The organism is Meishania litoralis, from assembly GCF_042611095.1.
Taxonomy (GTDB): domain Bacteria; phylum Bacteroidota; class Bacteroidia; order Flavobacteriales; family Flavobacteriaceae; genus Meishania; species Meishania litoralis.
Genome location: NZ_JBHFPV010000001.1, coordinates 557,708 through 571,503, shown reverse-complemented (window position 1 = coordinate 571,503; position 13,796 = coordinate 557,708). Strand labels below are relative to the sequence as shown.

Here is a 13,796-nt window from a genome sequence, read left to right as displayed (position 1 = left end):
CGTGTATTATGATTAAAGTAAGATTCTGTGTTTTATTGATTTTTATGAGTGCGTGTTCTTTGTTCGCCCAGAAAAAGAACTCGAAAGCCGACAACTATTTCTATGCATATGCATATGCCGATGCGATTGCAGAGTATCATGATGAAATGCGGAAAGAACCTTTGACCAATGCCCAACGTTTGAATTTGGCGGATGCCTATTTTCATTTAGGAAATTATAGGAATGCCGTTAAAATTTACACCGACATTTATAGAAAAGATACCATTATAAAAAGCCATAGGTTCAACAAAATGTTGCAGAGTTTGGCGAAGACCGCCCAAAGAGATAGCATTGAATCGCTTTTGGCAAAGAAGAACGGATTATTGTCTGATGAGTTGATGGAGAATGCCGACTTCAACCTTGAGCTTTTGGGTTCCAATTCTGAAAACGAAACAGCTTTTCAAGTCTTTGGTATCAATGGCAATAGTGCCCAAACCGATTTTTCACCGTCGTTTATGAACGACAAACTTTTGTTCAGTAGTAGTAGGGGGCACAAACACAAAAAAATCTACGGTCCGTCGGGCGAAGCCTATTTGGATATCTATTTAGGTCGTATAGGAGGCGATGGCGATGTGGTAAATCCGAATTTATTTGAAGGTATTCCTGCTTCCAAATTCCATAAATCGACACCCTATTATGAAAGTTCGCTGGGTAAAATCTTCTACGTGATCTCAAATGAAGAAGATGATCAATTGTTGTTTGATGATAATGGAAAGAACTCTTTGGCCATCGCATTGGCAAGAAGTTCCTCCGGCCCAGATCGTTCTTTCTATTATTTGCTCAAAGACCTGAGTACATCCTTCTATTATCCTTTTTATGATGAAGCTACGGGGAGGCTGTATTTTGCGGCCAACTTTGAAGATAGTTATGGCGGTACCGATATCTACTATGTACATACGAACAATACGCAGATCATGTCCGAACCCATTAATGTAGGCCCTCGAATAAATTCTGCCGGCAATGAGATAGCGCCCTTTATTTATGAAAATAACCTATATTTTTCCTCCGATATTTTTTATGGTTTGGGCGGAATGGATATTTACAAGACTTCGTTTCAGGCTGATGATAGTTTCAGTATACCGGTGAATCTGGGCGCAGGAATAAATTCGCCCTATGATGACTTTGGGTTTATTATCAAAAATGAAGGTGATAAAGGCTATTTAGGATATTTCGCCTCGAACAGACCAGGCGGAAAGGGTAAAGATGACATCTACGGATTCATGGTAAGTGAACTTCCGGGACTTAAGACCTTGGTTTTGAGTGGAAAGGTCGCAAAACCAAAATCAGACCTGGGCATCCCGGAGGCAACGGTCAAGATCATGGATAGTGATGGACAGCTTATCAAGCAGGTCATTTCCGACTTAAATGGGCAGTACCGAATCGAAATCCCGTGGCGGGATAATATAATGATCGAAGCCAATAAAGAGAACCATTCCCATTATAGCAGAACTATCGGTAAAGAAGAATTGAATAAAATTTCAGGACAATCGTTTCAGATCGATATGGTCGAACTTGTTGATTTGGTGGTGGAAAAAGAAGCTAAACAGGTAATTAAATTAGATGAGTTCTCTTTCGAAAAAGGGAAAAGCGATATAACCCCTGAAATTTCCACCGAATTGGATAAAGTGGTTGCAGCGATCAAGAGTTTTCCCGAAATGAAATTGCGAATCGAATCGCATACCGATAGCCGCGGAAATCGTAATACGAACCAAAGACTTTCGCAACAGCGCGCAGATGCCATTAAAAACTTTATCTTGGCCAAAGGCGTGCCTTCTTCTGTCATAACAGGTGCTATGGGCTATGGTGAGTCGCAATTGGTCAATGATTGCAAAGACGGGGTCTATTGTCTTGATTTCTTGCATGATCAAAACGCAAGAACCTTGTTCGTTGTGGAAAACCTTGATGAACTTTGATCAGAACCATTTAAGAGGCAAGAATACAATCGCTACAGTCCTTAACCTCTCCGTAGTATGTATTTCGATATTTGTGTAAGGTTTTGACTGATATGTCAAAAAACCGTTTTTTGATACAAGTAACCTTGGTGTAGAACATTCCCATTTTGCGGGTGTATCTTTTCTCGTTTTTTGTTTTTCTGCTGATATCCACTAATTTCATTCCTCTTCATTTATCATTTGTGATGGCAAAGGTTAATAACGAAACGGCGAAATACAAGAAAGAGGCGTTGATCAATTGCTAAACCTTCGTTTTGGAATGTTAAATAAATTGCCGAAAATTTAGGTTTGCCTTTAAAATGAAGGAAAAAACTTGAGTTAAAAAACGACCATCCAAAAGTAAAGCAGCGAAAAAAATGATAGGAAAACGATACCGGCATAGGTCAAATATTGCAACCATTTTTTAGGTCGTTGCGCTTTGGGCAGATCATCGCTCATAACATTTTTCAAATTCATATACCCTATTATTGGGGCAACCACAAAAGAGACGAAAGTGGCCAAGGCCACCAATTGGCCCATATTGGCAGAAAAAGCGGATATCACCACAAAATTAACCGAAGCCAAGACAATTACCGCTAGGGCAAAAATACCCTTTTTGCCACTCAGAACTTTTTTTGGGGTCAATAGGTCGATAATATCGACGCTTACCCTTGCGACGGCGTCATGCGCGGTCATGCAAGTGCTGAACATTGTGGCAAAAGCCGAGATGGCGATAAAAATATAAGCCCATGACCCAATGTGCGTGGTGAAAAGGTTGACGACCTGATCGGCAAATGTAACGGCATTTCCACTTAATTCGGTATTCGTGCCGTACAATGTCAAGCAACCAATGGCCAAAAAGAAAAGCGCCAAGACACCTGTTATAATGTAGCCGACGTTGAACTCTTGAAGCGATTCGTTGAGAGCAGGTTTTTGATTTTCACCCTTCCATTTTTCAATGCTCCAAAGGCTGACCCAACTCGAGGCCTCTACGGTAGTCGGCATCCACCCCATTAAACCGATCAGAAACAATATACCCATCTCGTTGAAAATAGGGGTCGGTTCAAAATTTTCTACCGGTTCGACCTGTCCTTTAAAAACAACGAGGGCGGTTGTTACCACAAGAGCTATGAACAATACGGTAACTACAAATTTTAACGAAGTTTCGAGAAATCGGTATTTCCCGATAATCAACAGGGTACTGATAAGAACGAAGAGCCCTAGCGCTACGAGGCTTATCGATGCGTTCGAAACCTTGAACAGGTTGATGAAAAGGCCCGCCGTAACGGTGTACAAAGCGGCTAGTATCGTAAAGGTGGTTACAAGCGTAATGCCTGCATAGAACCACAGATAACCTTTTCCTCGATCTAGATAGCCTTCGATCAACGTTTTATCGGTGACATTCGTATAACGCACCCCGAATTCAAAAAAGGGATATTTGAAAATATTTGCAAGAATTATGGGTATGGCCATTACCCAACCGTATTGGGCACCTGCCTTTGTCGATAAAACCAAATGAGAGGTGCCGATGGCCATGCTGGCGAATAATAGTCCCGGGCCAAGGTTTTTGATCAGGGTTTTGAAGCTGGGCATATATGGTCGGTTGTTTCCCCTAAAATAGCAATTTTAGAACAAGAAACGACCCTTATTCGATCTTGATTTTTTCACCGTAGAATTTGGGTCCGGTATTGAAAGTTAAATCGATGAATACTTTAACCCTTGCGAGATGTTCCCTAAAACGTACCTTGAATCCTTGTCGGCCTGAAACATCCTTGGCATTGTAACCGATGGCCTTCATTCCTTTTTTCTCTGCAAGATAAACGGCTCTTTTATTATGGAATTCTTGCGATATAATGGTGACACTTTCAAGTCCGAAAACCTCTTTTGCACGAATGACCGAATCAAGGGTTCTAAAACCCGCATAGTCTAGAAAAATCTTGTTTTTGGGAATCCCCCTTTTTACCAAGTCTTTTTGAATTGTCGTCGGCTCGTTATAGTAAATGGTGCCATTGTCACCGCTCACGAGTACAAAATCTATTTTCCCTGATTTGTAAAGTCTTACGGTCGCATCGATCCTATACGTGTAATATGGGTTTGGCGCTCCTCCCTTGATTTTTTTTGAAGTCCCCAAAATCAATCCTACCCTATTTTTTGGAATAGCATTAACTTCGTTATAAGTCTTGCCATCTGCCGCGTAATCAATTACGAAGTTGGAAAAAAAAACAAGCAAAAAGGGAATCGATACAGCCAGTCCTATAAATCTCAGATATTTCTTTTTCATAGCCGTCTAGTAGGTTTTAAAGATAGCGAAAGCAAGTCGATTACCTCCTATTATTTGAGACAACCATATGGTAAATCTACCCGAGTAGCATCGTGGCCAGCATAATTTATTACCATAAAGTCATAAAAAAATATTGAGTAAATTGTTCGTTCATATTTGTAGCACTCATGCAAAAAATAGCGATTTTATTTCTCATTTTGTGTATGTCGGTCGGATGTACTGAACAGAAGATCGATGCAACGTTACTGATCAAGAATGTTTGGGTAGTCGATGTAAAGAAGGGTAATCTGCTTGCGGCCAAGAAGGATATCTGGATCAATGGAGATCGAATTGTTCAAATTAGAGACCATAAAGAACAAACTAAAAGCAATAATGAAATAATCGATGGATCGGGCAAATACATCATTCCCGGATTATGGGATATGCATGCCCATCCTGATGATCCCGAGATGTGGCGCATGGATCCGGACGAATACAGTCGAGACCAATTAATGCCACTCTTTGTACGCTATGGTGTGACCGGCATTCGCGATATGGCGGGCAGTATGGAAGTAATCGAAAAGTGGAGAACCAAGATCAGATCCAAGGAATTGGTCGGACCTGAAATTGTTGCTTGTGGCCCCCTGATCGATGGGCCTAATCCCATGTGGGACGGGTCTGTGGGCATTTCCGATCTCAGCAAGGTAAAACCAATGGTCGACTCCCTTAAAAATTCGGGTGCCGATTTTTTAAAGATTTATTCCTTGCTGCCCGACAGCATCTATTTCGAATTGAGCAAATATGCCAGGCAATTGGATTTTCCGCATGTGGGTCATGTGCCGCTCACGGTCACCACGGCCGAGGCTTCCATAGCGGGAATGAAAAGCCAGGAACATCTATTGAACCTGTTGATGGACTGTTCGGCCCGGGCGGATCAGCTCTATGCAAAAGAGGTAGATTATGGAGATATTACTAATCCCGTTGATAAATATGTCTATAGAAACGAACTGATGCTGGATACTTATGACGAGGAAAAAGCGCGAACATTATATGAAACGTTCGTGAAAAATGAAACGTGGCACACACCTACCATCTCAATGTGGTACAAGAATGCTTATTTTGAACAGGAAATATTAAAAGACAGCATCCATTTTAAGTACTTGCCCATGTATATGAGAAATTATTGGAAACCTGAAAATAATGATCATTTACAGAACAGACTGCCTAAAATCATAATGGTAAAGAAGAAATTGGTCGAAGCGTACAAAGAGCGCATCGGCGAAATGAATACTGCAGGAGTGGGCCTTTTGGCAGGTACCGACGTTGGGGCCAACCCCCTTTGTTTTCCGGGTTTGAGCCTGCACTACGAATTGCAGATGCTGGTCGAATCGGGGTTGACTCCCGCAGAAGCCCTAAGAACGGCCACGCTGAATCCCGCCTTGTACTTTGAAAAAGAAAATGTTCAGGGAAGTGTCGATGAAGGGAAATTAGCTGATTTGGTACTGTTGGATGCCAATCCATTGGAAGATATCGAAAACACAAAACGGATCAATGCGGTCGTGCTTAAAGGAGAGGTTTTTGATTATGAGCGCTTGCAAAAAGAGCTGGCCATGGTCGAAAGGTCGGTAAATCGATGAAGTTTTCATTTTTTGTCTTTAAATAAAATAAGGTTTAGGCTTTATAGTTGGGAATACCATTCCGCTTCAAATTTTGCAAAAGCGGTATTGCCCTAACTCCCATACAACGACCATAAATTATCAAGCGAATTTTATGCGCCAAGATATCGATGATACCCATGATAAGGTTATAGATTTCTAGTTATTGTCGAGAAATTTTACGCATTTCGGGGATCGTTCGGCGTGATTTGAAATGTCGCAATATTTCTATTTGCATTAAATGGAAAGTAGCAAAACCTATTTGTATGTACAACATGGATTTTACTAATTTGATTTTTGTTGGTTGTGGGATATCAAATTTTGGTTACACCCCCTGTTTGTTTGCCTCAACAAATTGTGATTCCGGTAATAAAAAGGTGGCTTAAATACTCCAAGAGTGAACTTTTCTTTTAGGTTAGTGATGTTAGACCATATGTTTTTGGCCAACCTATTCCACCTACATTTATTTGTCAGGTCATTACGGATATTGATTCAAAAGCACCCAATAAACATTACATATCCCTTTTTTCAAATAAAACCTTTTTCTTACCCAATTACATATAGTTAAATCCGTATTTTGTCTATTAAAAAGGATTTGAAGAGATAGAAAATGAATGTTCCTTCAGTATTAGGGTTTTTGCGATTTTAACTATGCATTTATTTGCCAAATCCACACGAAAAAGAAGCATATCAATTAAATTGACTTACCCAGTTTCTAGTTTCTACTATATAATTTTCCTTGTCATTATTTTTCTTAAAACGGTTTCGGTTAAGTCACAACAAAGTCAAGTTGACAGCTTAAAAACAGTGTTGGAAAATCATGTAGGCAATGATTCCATTAGAGTACTTCTCTTGTACGAGTTAGCCTTTGCGAATTTTCAGAGTGATTTGGAAGCTACCAAATTTTATATAGAGAAAGCTGAAGTTTTAAGTGATAGCCTAAACTATACAAAAGGAAAGGCAAAGATTCTGTACTTGCAAGGAATTCTGGAAAATAGAAAATCGAACTATACGGCCAGTTTGAATCTTTTTGAACGTTCGCTGGAACTTAATCAATCCATAAATAATCTAGAGGGAATTGCAGGGAATTACACGGCATTTGGTATCACGCAATATGATCAATCCCAATATGATGAAGCATTAAAATCTTATAATAAAGCATTTGAAGTCTACAAAAAACTCGGGAACCAAAGAGAGCTAATAACCATTTTAATAAACATGGCCAATGCCTATACTGAAATAGGAAAATATAACGAAGCAATTATACAATATAAAAAGGCATTGGGTCAAAGTGTGGCAATCAAAGACGACGATGGCATATCCTATGTGCACAGTAATTTGGGGGGTGTTTATAAAACACGGGGCAACTATCCAAAGGCCATAGAATATTATAATAAAAGTCTGGAATACAATAAAAGAACAAGCGATTCTTGGAGTATTGCAACCACATTAAACAATTTAGGGGAAATCTATACCCTAATTGGGCAAGAAAATAAAGCTTTGGACTATTTGGAAGAATCCTTGAGTATTTCAGAACAAAATGATTTTAAGAGCATTATCGCCTTAAACAATATCAACATTGGTAATATTTATAAGAATGAAAAGGATTATGAAGAAGCGCTTGAATATTACCGCATATCTCTTGCAACAAGTCAGGAAATTAACAATTTAAAACAGGTTGCCATATGCTTTCAAAATATCGGTGCAGTTAATTTATTGATTAAAAGACCATCAATTGCACGCGAAAATTTTGTCTTGGCAAACAACATCAACCGGAAAATTGACAACAAGAGTGGAATAGCTTATGATTATTTAGGAATTTCTGAGTCATATATACTTGAACAACAATATGATAATGCCCTTTCATATATTTTAAAAGGAAGAAAAGTTGCTCAAGCGCTTAATCTTTTTGAAACTCAGAAAAAAGCGGAAGAATTACTTTCAGAAGTATACAGAAACATGGGGCAATACAAAAAAGCATTTGAGAGCCACAAACAATTCAAAATATTGAACGACAGTCTTTTCAATAAGGAAAATATTGAAAAAATCGCCCAACTCGAATATGAGTATAAATACAAACAGGCCTTGGACTCGGCCAGTATCCGGGAACTCAAATTGAACAAGACCATTTTGAGTACCTCGCAAGACTTGGCAAAGACCAAACAAAACTACCTGTGGGCCGTTATCGGTTTCCTGGTCACCTCTATAATGTCAGGTTCCTTTGTGTTCTATCAAAAATACAGGTCCGTTAAAATCAAGAACCAGCACATCGTGACCGAGCAAAAACTGTTGCGCTCGCAAATGACCCCCCATTTTATCTTTAACTCGCTTTCGGTATTACAGGGGATGGTCTTGAACAAAGAGGTGAAAAAATCCATCACCTACCTTTCCAAATTCTCAAAACTGCTGCGCATCGTTCTGGAAAACTCCCGAGACAAGGTCGTTCCTTTAATTCAAGAGCTTGATGCCATCGACAACTATATGATTTTACAGAATTTGGATGCCTACCCTCCCTATGATTATAGTCTGGTAGTTGACGAAAACATAGATATTAACCTGTTTTTGGTCCCGCCCATGCTCATTCAACCTTTTATAGAAAATGCGATCGAACATGCTTATTTGCCAGACCAAGAAAATCGTGAAATAAACGTCCATATTTCTTTTACTCATAACGAATTGAGCTGTACCATAGTGGATAACGGGATCGGTATAGATGCAATTTCCACAAAAACCAATGGAAATAAGAAATCTTTGGCCACGACCATAACAAGGGAACGACTTCAATTACTGGCAAAGGATTTTCAAATGCCAGGTGACGTAAAAATAGAGGACAGAATAAAAGACAATGTACGGGGAACAAAAGTCGCACTGGTTATTCCATATAAACTTAACCCTGCATCTGCATAATAGAGAATGGCTACACTAGTTAAAAATACTTTACTTTTTATTGTTCTCTTAATTATAGGGAGCGTTAGGGGGCAGACCAAGAAAATAGATAGTATAAAAAACGAATTGAAGCTTCATTCTGAAATGGATACTGTAAGAGTGAATCTCTTAAATGACTTGGCCTTTTCTTATTTCAGCAGTGATTTAGTAAAATCACTTGAGTATTTAGATGAATCGGATGACCTGTTGCATATGATCGATTTCAAAAAGGGCAAGGCGAGAAATTTATACATAAATGGCCTTATCCAGTCTTCTGAATCAAATAATCAAAAAGCAATAGAACTATTCAAGAAGTCACTTTCACTATATGAAGAAGGTGGGGATGAAAGAGCCGTTTCCGATTGCTATGCAGAGATTGGACTAGCTTATTATAATGATTTTGACTACACTAAATCCATTGAAAATTACAAGAAGTCCGTAAACATTGCCAAACGGATTGGTCAATCAAAAACCGCAGCGATAAATTTAAAGTATATAGGATTCTGTTATTTGGATATGGGCAATTACGAAAAAGCTCAGGAATATTTGAATTACGCCATTGATTTAAATATGGAATTCGATAACAAATTGGAATTATCAAGCTGCTTTAATAATATGGGGTCCACCCATCTGCACAAAGGGAATTACCCTCTTGCCCTGGAATACTACAACAAATCCTTATCTATTTATAAAACAACTAAGGACACGGCAGGTATATCTTCTGTTTTGAATAACATTGGCATACTCTATAAAAACAATAAAGAATATGACAAGGCAATTGCAAACTATAAGGAATCATTAAAGATTCGTGAGAAAAATGTTCATAAAAAGAACAAAGCATTAACACTAAACAACATAGGCGTTGTCTACAAACAGAAACAAGACTATAAAAATGCGCTTGTTTATCTTGAAGACGCCTTGAAATTAAGTAAATCAATCAATGACAAAGACAATATTGCGCGATGTTTGATCAATATGGGCGATGTTTATTTGGGAATCAATGATAATTCAGTTGCACTTCAAAAATTTTTGGAGGCCAAGGAAATCAATCTTGATATTGGAAGTCAATTGGGATTGTGTTATTCCTATTTAGGATTGGCAAAAGTATACACTAACCAAGAAAAATATGATGAAGCCCTATTGAATGTATTGAAAAGCAAAGAACTTTCGAACAGTATCGGGGTTATTGATTATCAAAGGGATGCATACAGTTTGCTTTCAATCATATACCAAAACCTGGGAAACTACAAAAAAGCCCTTGAAAGCCACCAACAATTTAAAATATTGAACGACAGCATTTTCAACAAAAAGAATATTGAAAAAATAGCCCAACTGGAATATGAGTACAAGTACAAACAGGCCTTGGATTCTGCAAGTATACGTGAACTGAAGCTTACCAAAACGGTCTTGGACACATCACAAGACCTTGCAAAATCGCGGCAAAATTACCTCTGGGCCATTATTGGTATACTGGTCTTATCCATTGTATCGGGCTCAATGATCTTCCTTCAGAAATTCAACACCATAAAGGTTAAGAACGAGCATATCGTTACCGAACAAAAACTGTTGCGCTCTCAAATGACCCCGCACTTTATCTTTAATTCACTTTCGGTTTTACAAGGTATGATCCTCAATGGGGAAGAAAAAAAATCAATTACCTACCTTACAAAATTCTCCAAACTGTTGCGCATTGTATTGGAAAATTCACGTGACAAGGTCGTGCCCCTTATACAAGAACTGGATGCCATTGACAACTATATGATCCTGCAAAATTTGGATGCCGACCCTCCCTACGAGTATAACCTGTTGGTTGATGAAAACATAGACATCAACCTCTTTTTGATTCCACCAATGCTCATCCAGCCCTTTATCGAAAATGCCATTGAACATGCTTTTATGGCCGATCAAGAACATCGTGAAATAGAAATCCACCTCACTTTTGAGCATAACAAATTAAGCTGTACCATAACGGACAACGGCTTAGGAATCGATACTACATCAAGCAAACCGAATACTAAGAAGAAGTCCCTTGCAACGACCATCACCAAGGAGCGGTTAGAAATTTTGGGCAAAGATTTTAAAGTACCCGGCGGCATCACCATTGAGGATAGAAAAAAGGACGATGAACAGGGAACTAAGGTCGTTTTGATTGTTCCCTATAAAATTATCGAGAATTCATGAAGGCACTTATCGTTGAGGACAAAGTCTACATTAGAAAAGGATTGATAAATCTCTTGGAAAAGGTTGAAACCGAGGTAGCGATTATCGGCGAATGTACTTCGGTAAAAGAGGCTGTGGTGGTCGCCAATGCCTGCAAACCAGAACTGGTATTTTTAGACATTAACCTTACCGATGGTACCGGGTTCGATTTTCTTGACCAAACCGAAAATCTTGATTTTAAGACCATTTTCATTACTGCCTATGAAGAATATGCCTTAAAAGCATTAAAGGCTGGCGCGGTCGATTACTTGTTAAAACCTGTTGACTTTGACGAATTGGAAGCGGCCCTCAAGAAAATCAAGTCCTTGCCTATTTCGGAACAGAAAAAGCAATTGAACACCGCCAAAAAAGTCTGGCACCAAGATGATGCCACTTTGGTACTTTCATTGAGCGACAGTTTTCAAGTCATTGACCTCAAAGAATTGCTATACTGTGAATCTGACAAGGGCTATACTACGTTCTACTTGTCCAATAATAAAAAATATGTGGCCTCAAAACCTATAAAGGAATATGAAGAACAACTTGAAAAAGTAAATTTCACACGGCCGCACCAATCTTTTATGGTTAACCTAAAGTACATCGACAAGTACGATAAATCAGGAACCATCTATCTGAAAAACGGAAAAAAAATACCTGTTTCCTCGCGTAAAAAAGAAGCTTTTATAGCTACTTTTCTTAAGTACAACAGCCTTTAAATTCCTCTTTCCAAAGCGAGAATACAGCAATTGGCATCAGGTTGATCAAAACGCATTTTTGGTCAAATGTCGCATATATGTGTTGATGGTCAACGGATAAGTATTTGCTGTTTTCCTTTCCATATCATTAGCGCACCTTTATACTGCGAGAACCATTTCTTACTTGGAATTACCTACTAAAATTTCCCTTTTCCTCGGGTGGTTCCATGTCTGGAATGGCGTAAACCAATAAAAACAAATCGTATGGAAAACATCAAACCAAAATTAGGTCAGGCCGGCCTTGTACTTGCGGCCATGGGCATCATATCCATGTTGCTATCCATTTTCAACTACAATATCAGATTGCTCGCATGGGTAGATATGTGGGGCACTGGCATGGGATGGGTCGTTAGAATCCTTTTGATCCTCGGCGGAGGTGCATTGTTCTTTCTTTTTGGAAGGGATAGCGAAGAATAATTTTTAAATCATAAAACAAATGAAAAAACTGAAAATGGCCCTCATGGGCATCATAGCGACAATGGCGATTTCCTGCGGTGGAGGTGCATCAAAACAACCTGCCACGGCAGATGGCTTTTCTGGCATTGAGAAAGAATTGAAGAAAGAATTTGGTAATGATGCCTATTATACCGAATTGACCATTATCTATAACGAATCGATAGGTAACAGCATTTCTACCACGGTAACGAATGATCCAGAATCTATGGAAATGGGTCAATGGACCTACGCCATGGGTAATTGGAACCAAACTTCTGATATAACCCTAGAAGTGCCAGAGGGCACCAAAGCGGCGGATTTTATGTTCCAATTGAACGAGAAAATCAGCCTGGAAAAATTGGGTGAGCTCGTTGAGAAATCTAGGGAACAACTAGAAGAAGAGAAAGATATAGACAACCCACGACTTGAAATGGCCTTTATAAAATATCCAAAAAACGGAGATATTGAAGCGGCGGAGTACATTGTAAAACTACAGCCCGAAAACGGGGGAACCTCCTTCACTTTTTCATACGGATTGGAGGGCTCATTCATTGAGATGGACTACTAAAAACCCCTTTAATTTCTCCAATTCATTAAACCTATCAAACCAATACTATTATGCGACATTTTTTTAAATCATTCTATGTTATCCTTTTGACATTTGCACTTCATATTTCTTGTAGTAGTGACGATGGTGCCCAGGTAGTAAACCTTCAAGATTTAACGGTATCCTTGGATGAAAATCCCGCCAATGGGGATTCTGTGGGAACGGTGCAATCCGACTTGCCCACGACAAATTTCAGCATCAGCTCACAATCACCAGCCGGAGCTTTGGGCATTGATGCTACAACAGGTGAATTGACCATAGCGGATGCCTCCATATTCGATTTTGAAGCAAATCCCATGATAACGGCTAGCGTTACTGCCGATAATGCGGCCAATCCGGCCATAGTCACTATCGACCTGAACGATTTGTTCGAATCGACCACGCCCGGAAATTCCAATACCGAATTTGTGATTGGTTCCGATGCCTATGTTACACCAAAGGCCTATTTATTGGTGGATGATGCTTCCATTGACATGGAATACGATCGGGAATTCACTTTTGTTTTTACCGATGGTGATATTGTAGAGGATGCCTCTAACGAAATTGCTTTTGAAACGACGACGACCGTTTTTACGAAGGTTACCTGTAACCTAATCGCGACCAAACCCACTTTGGCGGAAACACCTTTCTTTATTTGGGACCCACAGACGAATCCCAATGGGTTTGTTTCCATCGTCATGAGCGGTAATAACTATTCAAGATATGGGGTTAGCAATTTTACGAATACAATGTCGGTGGGCAGCCAAACCTTTGGACAACCAGCAGATGGCACCTTGCACAACCACACTGCTTTACCTCAAGGTAGCGGCACATCGAATCTGCTCACGATCAACGCTCGCACCTTCGACCTCAATACCATGACGGGTACTATCGACTGTAGCTATTCCTATGTAGATAATAATGGCGTTACCGTTTCCGGCGTATTTGTGGGTAGCTACGAAATACTTACCGCATTTTAAGAATTAAAATTCAAAAATTTATTCCAATAAT

At 39.3% G+C, this 13,796-nt stretch carries 10 protein-coding genes; 8 read left to right on the top strand and 2 right to left on the bottom strand.

What is annotated here, in order from left to right; translation table 11 throughout:
* Nucleotides 1-8: 8 nt before the first annotated feature.
* Complete coding sequence (locus ACEZ3G_RS02615) at nucleotides 9-1,952, top strand: OmpA family protein (RefSeq protein ID WP_432423918.1); 1,944 nt, start codon at nucleotides 9-11, stop codon at nucleotides 1,950-1,952.
* 357 nt (nucleotides 1,953-2,309) lie between these two features.
* Here the strand turns inward: ACEZ3G_RS02615 and ACEZ3G_RS02610 are convergent, their stop codons facing one another.
* Nucleotides 2,310-3,563 carry an NRAMP family divalent metal transporter gene (locus tag ACEZ3G_RS02610; protein WP_432423917.1) on the bottom strand — a complete coding sequence of 418 codons (1,254 nt, stop codon included), beginning with the start codon at nucleotides 3,561-3,563 and terminating at the stop codon, nucleotides 2,310-2,312.
* Between the two features lie 52 nt (nucleotides 3,564-3,615).
* Nucleotides 3,616-4,251, bottom strand: a complete 636-nt coding sequence (locus tag ACEZ3G_RS02605) for a SanA/YdcF family protein (RefSeq protein ID WP_432423916.1) — start codon at nucleotides 4,249-4,251, stop codon at nucleotides 3,616-3,618.
* 167 nt (nucleotides 4,252-4,418) lie between these two features.
* Between ACEZ3G_RS02605 and ACEZ3G_RS02600 the strand changes: the two genes are divergently transcribed.
* The 7 genes from ACEZ3G_RS02600 to ACEZ3G_RS02570 all read left to right on the top strand — a co-directional run bounded on the left by ACEZ3G_RS02600 (nucleotide 4,419) and on the right by ACEZ3G_RS02570 (nucleotide 13,765).
* Entirely contained in the window at nucleotides 4,419-5,867 is a 1,449-nt protein-coding gene (locus ACEZ3G_RS02600) for an amidohydrolase family protein (RefSeq protein ID WP_432423915.1), read from the top strand.
* Between the two features lie 828 nt (nucleotides 5,868-6,695).
* Nucleotides 6,696-8,792, top strand: a complete 2,097-nt coding sequence (locus ACEZ3G_RS02595) for a tetratricopeptide repeat protein (RefSeq protein WP_432423914.1) — start codon at nucleotides 6,696-6,698, stop codon at nucleotides 8,790-8,792.
* Between the two features lie 6 nt (nucleotides 8,793-8,798).
* On the top strand, nucleotides 8,799-10,991 hold the full coding sequence (locus tag ACEZ3G_RS02590; RefSeq protein WP_432423913.1) for a tetratricopeptide repeat-containing sensor histidine kinase: 2,193 nt from the start codon (nucleotides 8,799-8,801) through the stop codon (nucleotides 10,989-10,991).
* Nucleotides 10,988-11,725, top strand: a complete 738-nt coding sequence (locus ACEZ3G_RS02585; RefSeq protein ID WP_432423912.1) for a LytR/AlgR family response regulator transcription factor — start codon at nucleotides 10,988-10,990, stop codon at nucleotides 11,723-11,725. The genes ACEZ3G_RS02590 and ACEZ3G_RS02585 overlap by 4 nt, the downstream gene beginning before the upstream one ends.
* A gap of 243 nt (nucleotides 11,726-11,968) precedes the next feature.
* Nucleotides 11,969-12,181, top strand: coding sequence for a hypothetical protein (locus ACEZ3G_RS02580; protein WP_432423911.1), 213 nt, complete (start codon nucleotides 11,969-11,971; stop codon nucleotides 12,179-12,181).
* Nucleotides 12,182-12,200: 19 nt separating this feature from the next.
* Complete coding sequence (locus tag ACEZ3G_RS02575; RefSeq protein WP_432423910.1) at nucleotides 12,201-12,767, top strand: hypothetical protein; 567 nt, start codon at nucleotides 12,201-12,203, stop codon at nucleotides 12,765-12,767.
* Nucleotides 12,768-12,817: 50 nt separating this feature from the next.
* Complete coding sequence (locus ACEZ3G_RS02570; protein WP_432423909.1) at nucleotides 12,818-13,765, top strand: cadherin repeat domain-containing protein; 948 nt, start codon at nucleotides 12,818-12,820, stop codon at nucleotides 13,763-13,765.
* Nucleotides 13,766-13,796 lie beyond the last annotated feature (31 nt).